This window comes from bacterium (genome assembly GCA_016873475.1).
In the GTDB taxonomy this organism is placed as follows: Bacteria; Krumholzibacteriota; Krumholzibacteriia; order JACNKJ01; family JACNKJ01; genus VGXI01.
Genome location: VGXI01000051.1, coordinates 1 through 17,650, shown reverse-complemented (window position 1 = coordinate 17,650; position 17,650 = coordinate 1). Strand labels below are relative to the sequence as shown.

Genomic DNA, 17,650 nt, shown 5'->3' with positions numbered 1-17,650 from the left:
CCCACCCGCACCGTGCGCGCGCGCGCGCCGCTCGACAATGCCGAAGGCGCGCTGCGCGCGAACACCTACGCGCGGGCTCGGATCTACACGCCGAGCGGGGGCACCGCGGCGTTCGTGCCGCGGGCGGCGGTCCAGGACGCCAAGGGGACATCCATCGTCTTCGTCCCCGTGGGCGCCGGGGAGTACGAGACGCGGCACGTCGCGCTGGCGCCATCGGACACCCCGCTGCTCGCCGTCACCGCCGGCCTGCGGCCCGGCGAACTGGTGGTCGCCGAAGGGAGCTTCTTCCTGAAAACCGAGACGCTCAAGGAGAGCATCGGCGCCGGCTGCTGCGACGTTGGCGAGGCGCGCTAGCCGATGGATCGCTTCCTCGCCCACGTCATCGGCTGGTCCATCCGGCACCGCGCCTTGGTGATCGCCGCCTCGCTGGTCTGGATCGGCCTCGGGATTCTGGCGCTGCGCGAACTGCCGATCGACGCCTTTCCCGACAGCACGCCGGCGCAGGTGCAGGTCAACACGGTCGCGCCGGCGCTGTCCCCCCTTGAGATCGAGCGCCAGATCACCTTCCTGATCGAGCAGGCGATCTCGGGGCTGCCCGATCTCCAGGAAGTGCGCTCCATCTCGAAGTTCGGCCTTTCGCAAGTGACCCTCGTCTTCGACGAAGGCACGGACGTCTACTTCGCGCGCCAGGTGGTCATGGAACGCCTGCAGGCCGTCGAGCTGCCCATGGGCATCGAACGCCCGCAACTGGGTCCCGTGGCCACCGGCTTGGGCGAGATCTTCCACTACCTCGTGACGGGCGCGGGCAAGAGCCTCAGCGAGCTGCGCGTCGTGCAGGACTGGATCATCAAGCCGCAGCTGCGGACCGTGCCCGGGGTTGCGGAGGTGAACACCTGGGGCGGCGACGAGCGGCAGATCCACGTGCTCGTCGATCCCGTCAGCCTGGCCCAGCACGGGCTCAGCCTGGGTCAGCTGGCCGAGGCGCTCGAGCGCAACAACGCGAACGTCGGCGGCGGCACCCTCGATCAGGCAGGGCAATCGGCGCTCGTGCAGGGGATCGGCATCGTCACCAGCCTCGAAGACGTGGAGGAGATCCCCGTTGCCGTTCGGGATGGCGTGCCGACTCGCGTTCGCGACCTCGCCCGCGTGGTTGAGGGCCGGGAGATCCGTCGCGGCGCAGTCCCCGCCGACGGCAAGGGCGAGATCGTGCTCGGCCTCGGTTTCATGCTCATGGGCGAGAACAGCCACGACGTGGCGAGGCGCCTGGAGCTGCGCCTCGCCGAGATCAAGAAATCCCTGCCCGCGGGCGTCCAGGTGACGACCGTCTACAACCGCACCGAGCTGGTCGACCGGGTCCTGCACACCGTACGCGAGAACCTCTTCGAGGGGGCGCTGCTGGTGATCGCGGTGCTATTCCTCTTCCTCGGCAACCTCCGGGCCGGGCTCATCGTCGCCGCAGCGATCCCGCTCTCGATGCTCTTCGCCTTCGACCTCATGGTCCGCGCCGGCATCGCGGGCACGCTGATGAGCCTGGGCGCGATCGACTTCGGGTTGATCGTCGACAGCTCGGTCATCACGGTTGAGAATTCGGTCCGCCGCATCGCCGAGGATCGAACCGGGCGCTCGCGCGCCGAGATCGTGCAGGAGGCCGCCGTAGAGGTGCGACGGCCCACCCTGTTCGGCGAGTTGATCATCATGATCGTCTACCTGCCGATCCTCGCCCTCGAAGGCGTGGAGGGCAAGCTGTTCCGGCCGATGGCCGCGACCGTCATCTTCGCGCTCTGCGGCTCGCTCGTGCTGTCCATGACCCTGATGCCCGCCTTGAGCGCGACCTTTCTGCCGCGGTGCCTCGCCGACAGGGAGAATTGGGTCGTCCGCGGGGCGAAGCGCGCCTACCGCCCGGCCCTTGAGTCCGCGCTTCGCCGCCCGCGCCTCGTCATCGCCAGCGCAGCACTATTGGTCGTCGCAGGCGGGCTGCTCGCCACCCGCCTCGGCTCGGAGTTCATCCCCCGGCTCAACGAAGGCGCCATCGTCGTCAACACCATCCGCCTGGCCGGCGTCGCCGTCGACGAATCCGTGCGCTACGGCGGCTACATCGAGCGCGCACTACTCCAGGCTTTCCCGACGGAGATCGACCGGGTCTGGACCCGCACCGGCACCGCGGAGGTCGCCACTGACCCAATGGGGCTCGAGCTCTCGGACATCTTCATCACGCTGAAGCCGCGGAAGGAGTGGATGCACGCCGGCAGCCAGGACGAGCTGGTCGCGGCAGTGCAAGCCAAGCTCGCGGGCTTTCCGGGCATGCGCATGGTCTTCACACAGCCGATCGAGATGCGTGTCAACGAGATGGTCGCCGGGGTGCGCGCAGACGTCGCCGTGAAGCTCTTCGGGGACGACTTCACCGTGCTCAAGGCCAAGGCGCGGGAGATCGAGGCGGTGATGCGCTCGACGCCCGGCGCCGCAGATGTGGTCGTGGAGCAGCTCACGGGTCAGCCCATCCTGCAGATCGAGGTCGATCGCGAGGCGATCGCGCGCCACGGGATCGCGACGAGCGAGGTGCTGGACGCCGTCGCCTCGCTCGGCACGCGGCGCGTGGGCACGCTCCAGGAGGGCGAGCGCCGGTTCCCGATCGCGATCACCCTGGACGACCGCTATCGCACCGACGTTGCCGCGGTAGGCAGGATCCTCGTCGCCGCGACCGCCGGTGACCTGGTGCCGCTCGCGTCGCTGGCCGACATCAGGATGATCGAGGGTCCTTCCACCATCAACCGCGAGTGGGGCCGCCGCCGGGTGACGATCCAGACGAACGCCCGCGGTCGCGACGTGGGCAGTCTGGTCGCCGACTTGCGCACCGCGATCAGCGAGCGAGTGGCGCTGCCCCCGGGTTACTACGTCCGCTTCGGCGGGCAGTTCGAGCACCTGGAGCGGGCGCGGGCGCGCTTGCTGATCGTAGTGCCGATCGCCCTCGGCTTGATCTTCGGGTTGCTCTACGTGACCTACCAGCGGGTCATCGATGCCGCGCGCGTGTTCACGGGCGTGCCCTTCGCCGCGGTGGGCGGGGTGCTCGCGCTCTGGCTGCGGGACTTGCCGTTCAGCATCTCGGCCGCCGTGGGCTTCATCGCCCTTTCTGGCGTCGCCGTGCTCGGAGACATGGTCCTCGTCTCGACGATCCGCCAGCTATTGGCCGAGGGGCTGCCGCTGCGGGCGGCGGTGCTGCAGGCCGCGGATCGCCGCCTGCGGCCCGTGCTCATGACCGCGCTCGTCGCCAGCCTCGGCTTCGTGCCGATGGCAGTCAACACGGGCATCGGCGCGGAAGTCCAGCGGCCTCTGGCAACGGTGGTCATCGGGGGGTTGGTCTCCGCCACCCTGCTCACGCTCTTCGTCGTGCCCGCGCTGTTCGTCACCATCACTAGCCGCCGCGACCGCGACGACTAGGGGCTTCAGCAGCCGCCGCCGCCCCGCTTCAAGAACTCGCGCAGGGCGATCAGCGCCACCAGGAAGAGCAAGGCCTTCAGCAGCAGGCCGCCGAGATTATCCACCGAACTCCTCGAGCACCCGCCGGGCGATCACGATGCGCTGGATCTCGCTCGTCCCCTCGCCGATCTCGGTGAGCTTGGCGTCCCGGTAGTAGCGCTCCACCGGGTACTCCTTGGTGTAGCCGTAGCCGCCGTGGATCTGGATCGCCTTGCTCGCCGCGCGCATGGAGACCTCGCTCGCGTAGAGCTTGGCCATCGCGGCTTCCTTGCCGTAGGGCCGGCCGGCGTCCTTCAGCCGCGCCGCGTTGTAGACGAGATGGCGCGCCGCCTCGATCTCGGTGGCCATGTCGGCGATCATGTTGCCGATGGCCTGGTGCCTGGCGATCGGCTTGCCGAACTGCTCGCGGGCGAGTGCGTAGGGCACGGCCTTGTCCAGCGCCCCCTGCGCGATGCCCAGGGCCATCGCCCCGATCGAGATGCGCCCGCCCTCGAGCGTGCGCATGAAGGTGCCGAAGCCCGTGTTCAGCTCGCCGATCAGGTTGCTGGCCGGCACGCGGCAGTCCTCGAAGATCAGCTCCCAGGTCTCGCTGGCGCGGATGCCCAGCTTGTTCTCCTTGGTGCCGAGCTTGAAGCCGGGCGCGTCCTTGGGCACGACGATGGCGCTGATGCCGTGCCCGCGCGGCGCCGTCGTGTCCGTCTTGGCGGTGATCGTGATCAGGCCGGCGTGCCCCGCGTTCGTGATGAACTGCTTCGTGCCGTTGATCACCCACTCGTTGCCCTTGAGCACGGCCGTGGTGCGCGGGCTGCCGGCATCCGAGCCCGCGCCGGGCTCGGTGAGGCCGAAGGCGCCCAGGAACCTGCCCGCCGCGAGGTCGGGCAGCCACTTCTTCTTCTGCTCCTCGGAGCCGTTGGCGAGAATCGGCCCGATCCCCAGGCTGATCGCCGCCGCTACGGTGATGCCCGTGCTCGCGCAAACGCGGGAGAGCTCCTCGACCACGATCGTGTAGCTGAGGTGGTCCATGCCCTGGCCGCCGTACTCCGGCGGCACCGTCATGCCGAGGATGCCGAGCTGGGCGAGCTTGGCGATGTTCGCCTCGGGGAACTCCATCGTCTCGTCGATGCGCGCGGCGATCGGCTCCACTTCCTTCACCGCGAAGTCGCGGATCATGTCGCGGATCATCTGCTGCTGTTCGTTCAGCTCCAGGTTCAGCACGGCCCCTCCCGTCGTTGCGGTTGCCCCTAAAGTAGTCACCCTCCCACCTTCCCCGCCAGCGCCAGGAAGTGCGCCGCCGCCTCGATGCCCTTGTGGAACTGCTCCAGGTCCAGCTTCTCGTTGGGAGAGTGCAGGTTGTCGTCGGGGAGCCCGAAGCCCATCAGCACCACGGGCGCCTTCAATTCGCGGTTGAAGGCCTCCACGACGGGGATCGAGCCGCCCTCGCGCGCCAGCACGGGGCGCTTGCCGAACGCGGCCTCCAGCGCGCCCTTGCCGGCCTCGACGAAGGGGCTGTCCAGCGCGCAGAGGAAGGGCCGCCCGCCGTGGTGCTGCTTGACCGCGACCGCGATCCCCGCCGGCGCGAGGCGCTTGAGCTGCGCCTCGACGAGGCGGGCGATCTCGTCCGGGTCCTGGTCCGGCACCAGGCGGCAACTGATCTTGGCCGCCGCCTTGGCCGGCAGCACGGTCTTGGCGCCTTCGCCCGTGTAGCCACCCCAGATGCCGTTCACTTCTAGCGTCGGCCGGCCGGATGTGCGCTCGAGCGTGCTGTAGCCGGCCTCGCCGACGAGGCCGTTCACGCCGAGTTCCTTCATGTAGGCCTCATCCTTGTGGGGCAGGCGCTTGTACTCCTCGCGCTCGGCGGGGCTGAGCGGGCGTACCTTGTCGTAGAAGCCGGGTACGGCAATGCGGCGCTCGCCATCGTGCAGCGCCGCGATCATGCCGGCCAGGGCATCGGCCGGATTGGCGACGGCGCCGCCGAAGGTGCCGCTGTGCAGGTCGCGGTTTGGGCCCGTGAGGAAGACCTCGAGGTAGGCGAGCCCGCGCAGGCCGTAGACCAGGCTGGGCACGCCCTTGGCGAAGAAGGCGCTGTCGCTCACCACGAGCGCGTCGCAGGCCAGCTTCTCGCGGTTGGCGCGCACGAAGGGCGTGAGGTTGGGGCTGCCGACCTCCTCCTCGCCCTCGATGAGGAGCTTGAGATTCACCGGCAGGCCGCCGGTCTCGGCGAGCAGGGCCTCGACGGCGAGCAGGTGGCAGAGCACCTGGCCCTTGTCGTCCGAGGAGCCGCGCGCGTAGACGGCCGCGTTGCGAATCGTCGGCTCGAAGGGCGGCGTGGTCCACAGGTCGAGCGGGTCCACGGGCTGCACGTCGTAGTGGCCGTACATGAGCACGGTCGGCGCGCCTTTGGCGGCGAGGTGCTCGCCGTAGACCAGGGCGTGCCCGGGCGTCGGAATGATCTCGCTCCTCACCCCCATGGCCTGAAGCTTGCGCAGCAGCCACTCGGCCGTGCGCTGCATGTCCGCCTTGCGGGCGGGCTCGGCGCTGATGCTGGGGATGCGGAGCAGTTCGAAGAGCTCGGCGCGCTGCCGCTCGGCGGCGCCGCAGATGCGGGCGATCACCTTGTCCATCGGGGGTCCCTTCGTCGGTAGGCCAACGAGGGAGCCTAGCACAGGGGCGCGCAGGGTTCCAGGTCCCGAGAGGGAGGAGCGGAAATCGCCTCGATTGCCCGGAACCCCCTACTTCGCGAGAACGATCTTCTGCATCCGCATCGCCCCCGCGGCGCTCAAGCGCAAGAGGTAGAGACCCGAGGCCAGGGGGTTGCCGAGATCGTCCTGGGCGAGCCAGACGAGGGAGTGCGGGCCGGCCTCTTGGTAGCCCGCGAGCGGCGTGGCGAGCCGCCGCCCGCGGATGTCCAGGACATCCAAGCAGACTGCCCCCGCCTCAGGCAAGGAGTAGCTAAGGCGCGTCGCGCTGTTGAAGGGATTCGGCGTGCAGGGATTCAGCGCCAACCCGTCGGCGTCGGCGAGGTCGGGTACCGCCGTTACCGGCGTCTCCTGCCAGGCGGCGATGTAGCGGCTGTCGATGACGCCATCAACGAGCGTGAACTCGCCCGCGGTGTAGAGCTTCTCGCCGTGGCCGTCATCCCAGATTGCCATGGCAATGACGATGTCGTTCAACCCGAGACCGCAGGCGGTCCACTCCGTGCCGTCCCAGCGCATGAGGTTTTCGGTGTTCCAAGGCGCGCCGACCTGGAGGTAGCCGCCGACGAAGAGCGCATCCTGGTAGACCTCCAGCTCGATCAGGTTCGGATACACCATGGCGGCGAGGATCTCTTCACCGAAGGGCTGCCAGCTCGCACCGTCCCAGCGCGCGAGCTTGCGGATCGGGCGTCCACCGATGCTCGTGAACGACCCGGCAACATACAGCTCTCCCCGATAGACCTCGACATCCTTGACGAGTCCGCCAGAGACCGCATCGGATCCGGATGGATCGAAGGCGCTCCAAGTCTGACCATCCCAACGCGCCAGGCGGTCAAGGTCGGGATCACCGCCCATGGAGTAGAAGTCCCCACCCGCGACAAGATACCCGTCGAAGACCGCGAGATCGATGGCCCCCCCGCCACTCGCCTGGCCGACAGAGAACCACTCGCTGCCATTCGAACCTGCGATGGGACCGGTATACGTGGCGTGGCCGTCCCAGTACACGAAGTTGAAGCCGCCGCCGACAATGAGGTCACCGTTGTAGACCGTCATGCAGCCGACTTCCCCGCTGATGTCCGCCGTTGGCACCCACTGCCCAGCACACCATTTGCCGAGGTTGGATGCTGGGAGTCCTCCCGCGAGGTCGAAGTCGCCGCCTACATAGAGAGCGCCCTCATATTCGCACAAGACATTCGCGATCGGATATGCCCCGCCTAGCCCCGCACCGAGCGCTGTCCATTCCTGCCCGTCCCAGCTGGCAATGGAGTTGACCAGGGTTCCCCCCGCATACGCAAACCGCCCACCAACGACCATCTCACCACCAAAGGGCTGTACGCAGTGAGTCTTGGCGTCCAATCCGTTTCCGCAGAACGCGGTTGTCCAGTGACCACCGGCCATTCCCGAGCTATGAAGGAAGCAGCCAAGAGCAAGTGCTCCCAGGGCAACTCGCCAAGACCTTCCCACCCGAATGGGGACCACGGCTAGCACCTCATCGAATCAGCGTGAGCTTGCATGAAGCCTCTGCCCCGCCCCTGTAGAACACCCGTGCGAAGTAGATACCCGCCCCGAGGTGACGGCCGGAGGAGTCGCAACCATCCCAGGCTACCGGTTCCTGCCGCGAGGCCGCCATCCTCTGAGCTGCTGCGAGGTCCCGGACGACCCTGCCCTGTGCATCATAGACGCGAAGGCCGACCACCGATTCCGCTTCGCCGCCTAGCGACAGAAGGATGCGATCCCAGCCTGGATTCGGGTACACCTCGAGGCCTATTGGGGGCGCTGCCGTTTCCGGCATCAGAGGCGAATCATTCACCGGAGCGCTGATGATCGCAAACTGCTCCCCACCAGGTTGAATCAAATCCGCGCTAGTCAAGGACAGACACCAACTAGTGGAGGTCTTCTGAAGGGAGCCGCGCAGAAGTACCTGTCCGGCCGCATCGATCGGCAGAATCGGTGCGAAAGGCCCACTCGATCCGACCAGTAGCAGAAACGCACTGTCGTCCTGCTTGGCTGCCGCCCGCGTACCGCTCGCCATTTCAAACACCTCAGGCAGGCACAGGCCTTGGGCCAAGCCATGCAGCCCAATGGCGAGCGCTTGTTCGGAATCCGCCATTGAGATCGACACGACCACTTCCGACTCGGTCTCACTCTCGACGGTCAGCGTGACAGCTGCCGAGGCGGGAAGCCCCATCTGTAGCAGGGCAGTAGCTCCAACGAAGTGTCTTAGTTTCACAGCCCCAACCTCCCCTCTTGATCAGTGCCCGAAGTGGGTCGAGAACAGCTCCGAGTCGGCAATGTCGATATCCCCATCGGCGTCGTAGTCTCCGCAGATGCAGTACTCCTCGTCCTCGGTCGTGCTTCCCAACATCTCGGCGAAGATCTTCCAATCTCGCAGGTCGACATCCCCATCAGCATCGAAGTCAACCGTCGTGAATGTCACTGGCAGTGGGTTGCCCAGCTCCGCATGCATGAACGACCCCGCTAGGAAGTTCATGTGCAGCGGATCCAACCACTTCACGCGCTTCGCCGCCGAATCGATGACATGCCCTTTCACATCGATCTTGCCCCAGCCTTCCGGATTCACCAGGTGGACATCCACGTACGCGTCTCCCGATGCAACCACCTTGGCGAACGGGACGTACACCCCGATCCCCAGGTCGTTGATGTATGCAATGAACTCGGCATCCTGAATCAAATCGACGGAGACCGGCGGCGGCCCGGGGACTTGCGCACTGAACTCCAATGCCTTACCAAGCACATCGGGATCCGTGGAGACGAGCTCGCCAAACTCGTCCTTCAGCGTCAGCCTGAAAATCATGTTGTCGAGGGTGTCGCCGGGGCAAGTGACGACTGTCGGGTGGCTCTCGAGACTGGGCTGGATGCGGGTCACCGAAGACTGGGCGCCCTCGATGTAGTTCGCGGCGTAGAAGAGGTTTACCCGGCCCCATCCAAGCCGCGCTGAGACACCATCGATGTAGGGGTACTCCTGCGCGCCGTCGATCTTCTGGGCGGAGCGCGTGAGCCGATAGCGCACAGCGTCGGGGTTTCGCCTGAAGTGATCCGGGGCGTGGGCGATTAAGAGCGCAGCCGCCGAAGCGACGTGCGGGGCCGCTGCGCTCGTGTAGTTGAAGCTGAGGTCATAGTCTTCGGCGTATTGGCAGTCTTCGTTCTCCGCTCCGCTCAGGCCGAGCGTGAGGGTGGGGATACTCTGCCCCGGAGCGGCGATGTCCACGCCGCTTTCCTCTCCTTCCACGATGTAGCAGCTATCGTCTCGCCAGAGATCCACGGACGTGCTGGCAGCCACGCTGATCACCTTGTCATGCGTTGAAGGGAAATGCGCATGAAGTCCTGCCTCAGGACTCCAATTTCCGGCGGAAGCAACGAGGACAATGCCGTCCTCGTAGCACATGTCGAGAATCGGACTCAGCAGCTCGGCAGCGTCATCGCTACCCCAGGACATGTTGACCACTTCGGCACCCATGCGGCGAGCATACTCCAACGCCCGCGCGGACTGCGCCGCTGTGCCCCAGATTCGTCCTGTCTTGAGATGCATGACGCGGATGCCTGAAGTACCAAGTCCGATGTTCGTGATTCCGGCAATCCCGCGGTTGTTATCGGTTATGGCGGCAATGACGCCGACGACTTTGGCTCCGTGGTCTGCTAGGACGTGAGGAAACGGATCGCCGTTGACCTGATAGGGGCCTGAACCAGCCCAACAGAGCATCCCCTCCACGAGATCGCAGTCCAGGGGTAGCCCGACGACACTCTCCTGCCAGAGGGAGTAGCAGTGCGAGAAGTCCCAGCCGATGACATCGTCAAGGAAGCCGTTGCCGTCGTCATCGTAGAGATCGATGTCCTCTTCATCGAACTCGCCCGGGATGCCTACCGCCGCCAGATCCTCTTGGCCATTTAGCCAGCAGAACTCCCAGTCGAAGTCCGGGTGCATCAAGTCCATCTCCGCAGGAGGGGCATCGAAACTCGACTTGAACACCGAGGAGTTGTCGAGGACCGCGACCACGGCCTGTGCGGAAAAGTCGGGATCACCCAGCGACCAGGCCCGCAGCCAATCAATGTCGTGCGCCTCGCCGCTGTCATCATGGAGATCCCATTGAAGATCGCCGTGGGTGTCATGGACTTCGATGAGATCGGAGTCGAGCGTGTTGCTGCTATCGAGGAACGTCGCCTCGATCTCACCGCGGGTACCCAGGCTCTGGCGGAGCGAGTCCAGCTCGGTGAGGCGGAGGGAATCCTGATAGACGACCAGGAGGCAGTTGCTCAGGAAGGTCTGTTGGGGTGATTCCTCCTGCCAGAGGAAGACCGCGACTTCCACCGGCCTGCGGTTGATCAACCCGTCTGACTCGGGCTGCTCCGTGTCGAGGGAGTCATTCACCACCGCCATCACGGCTGGTCGCTCCACGTACTGCACGATCAGGTGCTGTGGGATGATCTCCGCATCGCTCACTCCAGGAAGCAGGAGCAGAAGCGACACTAGAAGCCATTGAAAAAAAAACAGCTTGCCTTCGCCGGTCCATCGCCCACCTCCCAGCGTCAACGCCAGATTCAAGACCACCGCGGCCTGGGGCACTGCATCAAGCCAAGTCTAGACCGGCTTGAGCGCCTGTCAAGTCGCTGAGCAGATACTTTGTGGCATCCGGAGTGACGGGCGGGCGGCGCGGCAGCCCTGAAGCCTTCCGACGGCCGGGAAGATAGCCCGCGAGTCCGCCGAATCTAGCTTGAATCGACTGCACTCAGCGCGGCGGCTCCTCGTCCCAGGCGTGCTGGGCGCTGTAGGCCACCTCGGCGCCGATCAGCACTACGGACCAGACGAGGAAGACCCAGATCAGGAAGGCCGGGATCGCGCCGAGTAGGCCGTAGATGCGGTCGTAGGCGCCCACGCTCGACACGTAGAGCCCGAAACCCCAGTGCACGAGCTGGTAGAGCAGGGCCGTCACGGCGCCGCCGATCAGCGCCGAGCCGAAGCGCACGTGCTTGTTGGGCAGGATCCAGTAGGCCAGCGTGGCCGAGGCGACGAGCAGCAGGAAGGGCGCGAGGTCGCCGAGCAGCCAGTTCACCGTGCGCGAGTCGAGCCAGCCTTCGAGGATGACCGCCCGCTCGATCGCTTGCTTGAGCGTCGCGCTCGCGAAGAAGAGCAGCGGCGCGAAGACCACCGCCGCCCAAAAATGCGCGAGCCGGTGGAACTGCCCGCGCCGCTTCTCCACGTGCCAGATGTCGTTGATCACGCTCTCGATCGAGGAGAGCATGCCCCAGGCCACGGGCAGGAAGAAGAGCAGGCCGATCAGGCCGAGTTGCGTGGCGTTGCCCGCGTAGCGCTCCACGCTCTGGCGGATGATCTCCTGCAGGCGCGGCGTCGGCGTGAAGAAGGGCGCGATCTGCTCGATCGGATTCGCGATGTAACGGTGGAAGGGCCGCGTCAGCCAGCCGAGCAGGGCGGCCAGGGGTACCACGCTGAGCAGGGTGCCGAAGGCGAGCGCCGCTGCCGCCTGCGCGCAGCGGTCCTCGCGGTACTCGCGCCAGAGGAAGGCCAGGTAGCGCCGCGCCTGCCGGATCAACCGCCGCAACTCACGCCTCCGCGTCCGCCGACAACTCGCCGAGCCGCCCGGCCTCCAGCCGCAGGCGGCGATGGAAGAAGCCCGCCGCACCCGCCGGCTGCCGGCAATCGGCCCAGACCAGCGCGCCCGGCCAGGCGGCCAGGGCGGCCATCAGCTGGGCCCAGCCTTCTGCATCCAGGCCCGCACCCGGCTCGTCGAGGAGCAGCAGGCCGGGCGACAGGGCCATCACACTGGCCAGGGCCAGGCGCCGCTGCTCGCCCGCCGAGAGCTGGAAGGGGTCCCGCGCCGCGAACTCGGCGGGCGGCAGGCCCATCGCCGCCAGGGCGCCCTCGACGCGCGCGGCCAGCGCCGCGCCCGCGAGCCCCTGGCGCCGGCGTGGCCCGAAGGCCACCTCGTCCTCGACGCGCTCGGCGAAGCATACCCGCTCCGGCTCCTGGAACGCCAGCGCCGGGGCGGCGGCCGCGTCCAGCCAGAGCCGGCCGCTCGTGGGGTCGGCCAGGTCCGCGAGCAGCACGAGCAAGGCGCTCTTGCCGCTGCCGTTCTCGCCGAGGATCAGCACGCGCTCGCCCGCGGCGACGCTCAGGTCGAGGCCGCCCAGCACGGGCGGGCCGCCGCTGGGCCGCGCGAGGCGCAGACCCTCGGCGCGCAGGAGTGGCGCGCCCGGCTCCAGCAGCGCAGGCGCCGGTGCGGGCGCGGCGAGCGGCTCCCAGGCCGCCACGCGCGGGATCGGCAGGCCGCGTCCCCGCAGCGCCGCGTAGACCTCCCGCGGCGCGCCCGCCCCCACGACCCGCCCCTCGTGCAGGACGAGCAGCCCGTCCGCGACGAGCGCGCGCTCGGGATCGCGGCTGATTTCGAGCAGCGCCCGCTGCGGGTCAGCCGCGCGCCAGGCTGCCATGAGCGCGCAGCAGTCCCGCCAGGAGGGCGGATCGAGGTGCAGCTCCGGTTCGTCGAGGATGAGGAGCGGCGCCTCGAGCACGGAGAGCGCCGCGAGGTTCAGGCGCCGCTTCTCGCCGCCCGAGAGCGCGTGCGGGTTGCGCGCGGCGAGCGGCTCCAGCCGGTAGTCCGCGAGCGCCGCGGCGATGCGCGCGGCCGCCGGGCCGCGACCCGCACGGTCCAGACGCGGCTCGCCGGGCCGGCGGGCGCCGAGCGCGACCTCGTCGCGCACGCTGGCCGCGGCGAGCTGAGCATCGGGATCGGCGACCAGCAGGGGCAGCGGCGGCTCGAGTCCGGCGGCGTACTCCACGCGGCCGGTGTCGGGGGCGAGGAATCCGGCGAGCACGCGGGCGAGGGTGGTCTTGCCGGCGCCGTTCGCGCCCCAGACGAGCCAGTGCTCGCCGGCGCGCAGCGCGCAGTCGACGCCGTCCAGCAGGCGCCGACCGCCGCGCTCGACGACGAGGCCGCGCGCCGCAAGGAGCGCGCTCATCGCCGCGCGCCGGCCTGCGCCGGGCCCATCATGCTCAGGGTTCCGAGTCCGCGCCGGGCGCGAGGCCCAGCGCCGCGGCGGCCTCGCGGCCGCGGGGACCCTCGGGATCGCGCGCGAGCACGGCCCGCCAGTAGCGCTCCGCTTCGCCGCTCTCGCGCTCGGCGAGCGAACGGGCGAGGGCATAGAGGCTCGGCAGGTGGTCCGGGGCCAGCTCGAGCGCGGCGCGGAAGCTGCGCTCGGCCTTGCCCATCTCGCCGATCTCCCGCTGGGCGAGGCCCAGGGCGTAGTGCGTGTCCGCGCTCGGCGCCAGCTCGCAGGCCTTCTGCAGGCAGGACGCGGCGCGCCGCGGCGCGCCGGCGCGCTGGTAGACGAGCCCGAGGTTGTAGTGCGCGCGCGCCAGCTTGGAATCCGCGGCGATCGCCTCCTCGAACTTGAGGATGGCGTCCGGGTAGTCGCCGCGCTGCGCGAGGGCGAGACCCTCGTTGTAGGGCCCGCGCGCCTTGGCGCGCTCGGCGTAGATCTCCCGCTCGCGCGCCGTGAAGGGGATGAAGAGCGTGTCGCCGGGCGCGGGCGCGGCCGTGTTGTCGGGGTTCGCGCGCTGCAGCCCGCGGGCGCGGGCCGTGTCGCCGTAGTAGTCCTCCGCGAGGCCGGCCCAGGTCTCGCCGGGTTGCACGACATGCGCGATGCCGGGCTCGCGGCGCGGCGCCTCGCGCGGGACCTCGTCGCGAGGGCGGGCCGGGGGCGGGGTCGTGCTGCCCTGCGGCGTCTCGCCCTTCTGGCTGCAGGCCGGCAGCGCGAGCGCAGCGGCGAGCAGCAGGAGCGCGAGACGCACTGCGCGGCCGCTGCTTCGCTTCATCGGGCTCCCTCCTCCTCCCGGCGCGCGGCCCAGGCGCGGCGCGCCGCCTCCTCGATCTCGGCGAGCGGCCGCCCGCTCGCGCGCGCGAGCCGCGCGCAGTCCTCGTACTCGGGCGCGGCGCGCCGGTCGCCGCCGGGGAGCGTGGCCACCTTCATCGTCACTTCCCCCCAGGGTGTCTGGACGCGCTCGAAGCGGCGCGGCAGCTCCACGCGCTCCTCGCGCGCGATGCGCAGGCCCAGCGTGCTCGTCTCGGTGAAGAGTAGACCCTGCAGACGCGCGAGCTGCTCCGCGTCCTCGCTGGCCAGCACCTCGATCTCGATGCCGGGCCGGTTCTTCTTCATCTGGAGGGGCCGGAAGTGCACGTCCAGCGCGCCCGCTTCGAAGAGGCGCTCCATGAGATAGCCGCAGCGTTCGGCGCTCATGTCGTCGACGGTGCAGCGCAGGAGTGGCAGCTCGCGGTGGATGAGGCCCTCCGTCGCGGCCGTGGGCAGCGGCTCGGCCAGGGTGAGGCGCAGCAGGTTCGGCCGGCCGGGAATCTCCCGCGTGCCGGCACCATAGGCGCTGGCCAGCGGGCGCCAGGCGAGACCCGCCGGCGCCGGCTCGGCGGTCTCGGCCAGGATGAGCGCGCCGGTGGGCGTCACGAGTTCGGCGTCCACCGCGACCTCGCGCAGCGGCACGCCCCTGGCGGTGAGCAGCGCGAGCGTGGCGGGGGCGGGCACGGGCAGCACGCCGTGGGCCGTCTTCACCGTGCCGCGGCCCACGGCCAGCTCGCGCAGGTAGACCTGCCCGACGCCCAGCCGCGCGAGGCCGAGGGCCGCGCCGGCGATGTCCAGCAGCGAGTCCAGCGCGCCCACCTCGTGGAAGTGCACGTTGGCGGGGGTGGTCGCGTGGAGCGCGGCCTCCACGGCAGCGAGTCGGCGGAAGCAGCGCTCGGCGAGTGCCGCGGCCGGCGCAGGCAGTCCGAGCGCGTTCACGATCGCGAGGCAGTCGGCAAGGCCTCGGTGAACGTGCTCGTGCGGCAGCTCGGCGCGCAGGTGGAGCCCGGCCAGGTGATGGCGCGTCACGGGTTCGGCGGCGAGGGCGAGCTTGACGCCGGCGCGGGCGAAGGCGGCCTCGAGCTCGGCGAGCGAGAAGCCGAGACCGGCCAGCGCGACGAGGAACATGTCGCCAGCGATTCCACTGGGGGCATCGACAAAGAGGGCGCGCTGGGCGCCCGGAAAGAGCGGCTCGCGGCGCCCGCCCCAGCCCGGCGCGCTCTGGGCGCCCGGCGCGTGCTGCTCCATCACCCGCGCTCCTCCCGTTCGCGCCTGACGGCCTCGCCCAGGCCGCGCGCGAAGCGCGCCGCGGCGAGGCCGGCGCCGAAGCCGTTGTCGATGTTCATCACGCTGACACCCATGGCGCAGCTGTTCAGCATGCCGAGGAGGGCGGCGACGCCCCCGAAGGCGACGCCGTAGCCGACGCTGGTCGGCACGGCGACGACCGGCACGCGCACCAGCCCGCCGACGACACTGGGCAAGGCCCCCTCCATGCCGGCGACCACGATGATCGCATGGGCCCAATCGAGCAGGTCGCGCTGCTCGGTGAGCCGGTGCACGCCGGCGACGCCGACGTCGAAGAGCGTCTCCACGTGCACGCCGACCAGGCGCGCCGTCCAGGCCGCCTCCTCGGCGACCGGCAGGTCGCTGGTGCCCGCGCAGACCACGAGCACGTGGCCGCAGGCCGCCTCGCGGGCGGGGATGCCCTTGAGGAAGAGCCGCGGCCGCTCGTGGTAATCGAGGCCCGCGACGCGCGCGGCCGCCGCTTCGAAGTGCTCGCGCGTGGCCCGCGTGCCGAGGATGCGCGTGCCGGCCGCGTCGAGCGCGGCGGCGATCTCGGCCACCTGCGCCGGCTCCTTGCTCGCGCAGTAGATGACCTCGGGAAAGCCCGTGCGCAGGGCGCGGTGGTGGTCCACGCGCGTGTGGCCCAGGGACTCGACGTGCAGCCCGGCCAGCTGCCGCAGGGCCTGCTCGACGCTGAGCCTGCCGGCCGCCAGGGCCTCGAGCTGTTCGCGAATGCGGCTTTCCTCCACGTCGGGCTCCCGGGCTAGGCCGCGGCGCGGCCGCGGTAGTCCTCGAGCAGTGCGCGCACGGCGGCGGGTTCCTCGAGCGCGAAGAGCGTGCGCCGCAGTTCGGCGGCGCCCGGCAGGCCGCGCAGGTACAGGCTCATCTGCTTGCGGAAGGCGACGATGCCCTTCCAGGCCCCCTGCTCGGCCACCTTGTCCTCCATGTGCGCGATGAGCAGGTCGATGCGATCGTCGAGCGTCGGTCCCCGCCAGGGGCGGCCGGTCCGCCAGGCCTCGATCTCGCCGAAGATCCAGGGGTTGCCGATCGCGCCGCGGCCGATGACCACGGTGTCGACGCCGGTCGCGTCCACCATGCGCTGCCAGCTCGGGCCATCCACGACGTCGCCGTTGCCGAGCACCGGGATCGCCACCGCCTCGCGGGCGCGGCGGATGACGCCCAAGTCGGCCTTGCCCGTGTAGAGCTGGGCCCGCGTGCGGCCGTGCACGGCCACCCAGGCGACGCCCGCGGCCTCGGCCATCTGCGCCGCCTCGGGCGCGTTCAGGCTCTCGGCGTCCCAGCCCGCGCGCATCTTGACGGTGACGGGCAGATCGACGGCGGCGTCCACGGCGCGGATGATGCGCTCCATGAGGCCGAGGTCGCGCATGCAGGAGGAGCCGCCGTTCGTGCGCGTCACCTTCCTCACGGGGCAGCCGAAGTTGATGTCGATGAAGTCGGGCCCCAGCGCCGCCGCCGCGCGGGCCCCCGCCGCCATCGCCGCCGGGTCGGCGCCGAAGAGCTGGATGCCGAGCGGCCGCTCCGCCTCGTCGAAGGCGGCCATCGCGCGCACCTTGTCGCGGCCGCGCACGAGCCCCACGCTCGAGATGAACTCGGTGGTGACGTAGAGCGAGCCCATCCGCCGGCAGATGCGCCGGAAGGGGCGGTCGGTGACGCCGGCCATCGGCGCGCAGGCCGCGCCGCCCGCCCGGACGAGGGCGCGCAGGCGCTGGATGCGCTCCTCCTTGGCGGGCGAGTGGGCCATGCGGAACCTCGCGATCGGAGATAAACGGCTCTGCGAGCGCCGCTTGCGCGCGCCGTTCGGTCCGCTCAGGATAGCGGATGACTGGGTGAAAGGCAATCCGGCGGCGAGTCTCAGTCTACCCTCCGCCCCGCACGCTCGATCCAGCCGCCGGGACGCCGGCCCTCGGGATCTCGGTGCGTCCAGTGCAGGACCCCGCCCTCCGGATTCCACTCGTACTCGCCGCGGGCGCTGAGGGCATCCCCCATGGCCAGCGGCAGGCGCGGCGCGAGCTTCTCATTCTCACGTGGAGCATCTTGGGCTACCTTTGCCGGACCGGTGCCGCGAGGCTAACACGCAAGGGAGGCCGCCGTGCAAGTCCCCGAGAAACTGGGCGCCTTCTACCTCGGTCGCGAGATCGACCCCGCCACGGGCGCGCGCGCCGAGGCGCCGTTGCTCGTCGACGCGAGCGACTTCTGCACGCACGCCGTCTGCGTCGGGATGACCGGCTCGGGCAAGACGGGCCTGGGCATCGCGCTGCTCGAGGAGGCCGCCATCGACGGCGTGCCGGCCATCGTTT

General features: G+C 69.6%; 14 protein-coding genes. 2 read left to right on the top strand and 12 right to left on the bottom strand.

The window, feature by feature from the left end; translation table 11 throughout:
* Positions 1-357 precede the first annotated feature (357 nt).
* On the top strand, positions 358-3,435 hold the full coding sequence (locus tag FJ251_06295) for an efflux RND transporter permease subunit (protein ID MBM4117343.1): 3,078 nt from the start codon (positions 358-360) through the stop codon (positions 3,433-3,435).
* A 96-nt stretch (positions 3,436-3,531) separates the two neighbouring features.
* Here the strand turns inward: FJ251_06295 and FJ251_06290 are convergent, their stop codons facing one another.
* The 12 genes from FJ251_06290 to FJ251_06235 form a co-directional block, all read right to left on the bottom strand.
* Positions 3,532-4,686 carry an acyl-CoA dehydrogenase gene (locus FJ251_06290; protein MBM4117342.1) on the bottom strand — a complete coding sequence of 385 codons (1,155 nt, stop codon included), beginning with the start codon at positions 4,684-4,686 and terminating at the stop codon, positions 3,532-3,534.
* A gap of 38 nt (positions 4,687-4,724) precedes the next feature.
* Positions 4,725-6,095 (bottom strand): dipeptidase, encoded by a 1,371-nt coding sequence (locus FJ251_06285; protein MBM4117341.1) that lies wholly within the window; start codon positions 6,093-6,095, stop codon positions 4,725-4,727.
* Positions 6,096-6,203: 108 nt separating this feature from the next.
* Positions 6,204-7,523 carry a hypothetical protein gene (locus FJ251_06280; protein ID MBM4117340.1) on the bottom strand — a complete coding sequence of 440 codons (1,320 nt, stop codon included), beginning with the start codon at positions 7,521-7,523 and terminating at the stop codon, positions 6,204-6,206.
* 133 nt (positions 7,524-7,656) lie between these two features.
* The gene (locus FJ251_06275) at positions 7,657-8,397 is read right to left on the bottom strand and encodes a T9SS type A sorting domain-containing protein (GenBank protein MBM4117339.1); all 741 of its coding nucleotides are present in this window, start codon (positions 8,395-8,397) and stop codon (positions 7,657-7,659) included.
* Between the two features lie 21 nt (positions 8,398-8,418).
* Positions 8,419-10,749 carry a hypothetical protein gene (locus tag FJ251_06270; GenBank protein MBM4117338.1) on the bottom strand — a complete coding sequence of 777 codons (2,331 nt, stop codon included), beginning with the start codon at positions 10,747-10,749 and terminating at the stop codon, positions 8,419-8,421.
* Positions 10,750-10,912: 163 nt separating this feature from the next.
* On the bottom strand, positions 10,913-11,842 hold the full coding sequence (locus FJ251_06265; protein MBM4117337.1) for a YihY/virulence factor BrkB family protein: 930 nt from the start codon (positions 11,840-11,842) through the stop codon (positions 10,913-10,915).
* Entirely contained in the window at positions 11,745-13,340 is a 1,596-nt protein-coding gene (locus FJ251_06260) for an ABC transporter ATP-binding protein (GenBank protein MBM4117336.1), read from the bottom strand. Before FJ251_06260 ends, FJ251_06265 begins: the two co-directional genes overlap by 98 nt.
* A complete protein-coding gene (locus FJ251_06255; GenBank protein MBM4117335.1) occupies positions 13,192-14,013 on the bottom strand; it encodes a tetratricopeptide repeat protein in 822 nt (273 codons plus the stop codon). Before FJ251_06255 ends, FJ251_06260 begins: the two co-directional genes overlap by 149 nt.
* Positions 14,010-15,296 carry a nickel pincer cofactor biosynthesis protein LarC gene (larC, locus tag FJ251_06250; GenBank protein MBM4117334.1) on the bottom strand — a complete coding sequence of 429 codons (1,287 nt, stop codon included), beginning with the start codon at positions 15,294-15,296 and terminating at the stop codon, positions 14,010-14,012. The genes FJ251_06255 and larC overlap by 4 nt, the downstream gene beginning before the upstream one ends.
* Positions 15,296-16,081 (bottom strand): nickel pincer cofactor biosynthesis protein LarB, encoded by a 786-nt coding sequence (larB, locus tag FJ251_06245; protein ID MBM4117333.1) that lies wholly within the window; start codon positions 16,079-16,081, stop codon positions 15,296-15,298. Before larB ends, larC begins: the two co-directional genes overlap by 1 nt.
* A 14-nt stretch (positions 16,082-16,095) precedes the next feature.
* On the bottom strand, positions 16,096-17,094 hold the full coding sequence (dusB, locus tag FJ251_06240) for a tRNA dihydrouridine synthase DusB (protein ID MBM4117332.1): 999 nt from the start codon (positions 17,092-17,094) through the stop codon (positions 16,096-16,098).
* 110 nt (positions 17,095-17,204) lie between these two features.
* Positions 17,205-17,339 (bottom strand): DUF3465 domain-containing protein, encoded by a 135-nt coding sequence (locus FJ251_06235; GenBank protein MBM4117331.1) that lies wholly within the window; start codon positions 17,337-17,339, stop codon positions 17,205-17,207.
* A 103-nt stretch (positions 17,340-17,442) separates the two neighbouring features.
* Here FJ251_06235 and FJ251_06230 point away from each other — a divergent pair.
* A partial coding sequence (locus tag FJ251_06230) for a hypothetical protein (GenBank protein MBM4117330.1) occupies positions 17,443-17,650 on the top strand: 208 nt, incomplete at its 3' end.

Bases quoted from the DNA above. Each gene is read 5' to 3' on its own strand.
- FJ251_06260 (MBM4117336.1), bottom strand. From the start codon at position 13,340: ATGCCCTCGCCCGTTCGCTCGCCGAGCGCGAGAGCGGCGAAGCGGAGC.
- dusB (MBM4117332.1), bottom strand. From the start codon at position 17,094: ATGGCCCACTCGCCCGCCAAGGAGGAGCGCATCCAGCGCCTGCGCGCC.
- FJ251_06235 (MBM4117331.1), bottom strand. From the start codon at position 17,339: ATGGGGGATGCCCTCAGCGCCCGCGGCGAGTACGAGTGGAATCCGGAG.
- FJ251_06295 (MBM4117343.1), top strand. From the start codon at position 358: ATGGATCGCTTCCTCGCCCACGTCATCGGCTGGTCCATCCGGCACCGC.
- FJ251_06255 (MBM4117335.1), bottom strand. From the start codon at position 14,013: ATGAAGCGAAGCAGCGGCCGCGCAGTGCGTCTCGCGCTCCTGCTGCTC.
- FJ251_06285 (MBM4117341.1), bottom strand. From the start codon at position 6,095: ATGGACAAGGTGATCGCCCGCATCTGCGGCGCCGCCGAGCGGCAGCGC.
- larC (MBM4117334.1), bottom strand. From the start codon at position 15,296: ATGGAGCAGCACGCGCCGGGCGCCCAGAGCGCGCCGGGCTGGGGCGGG.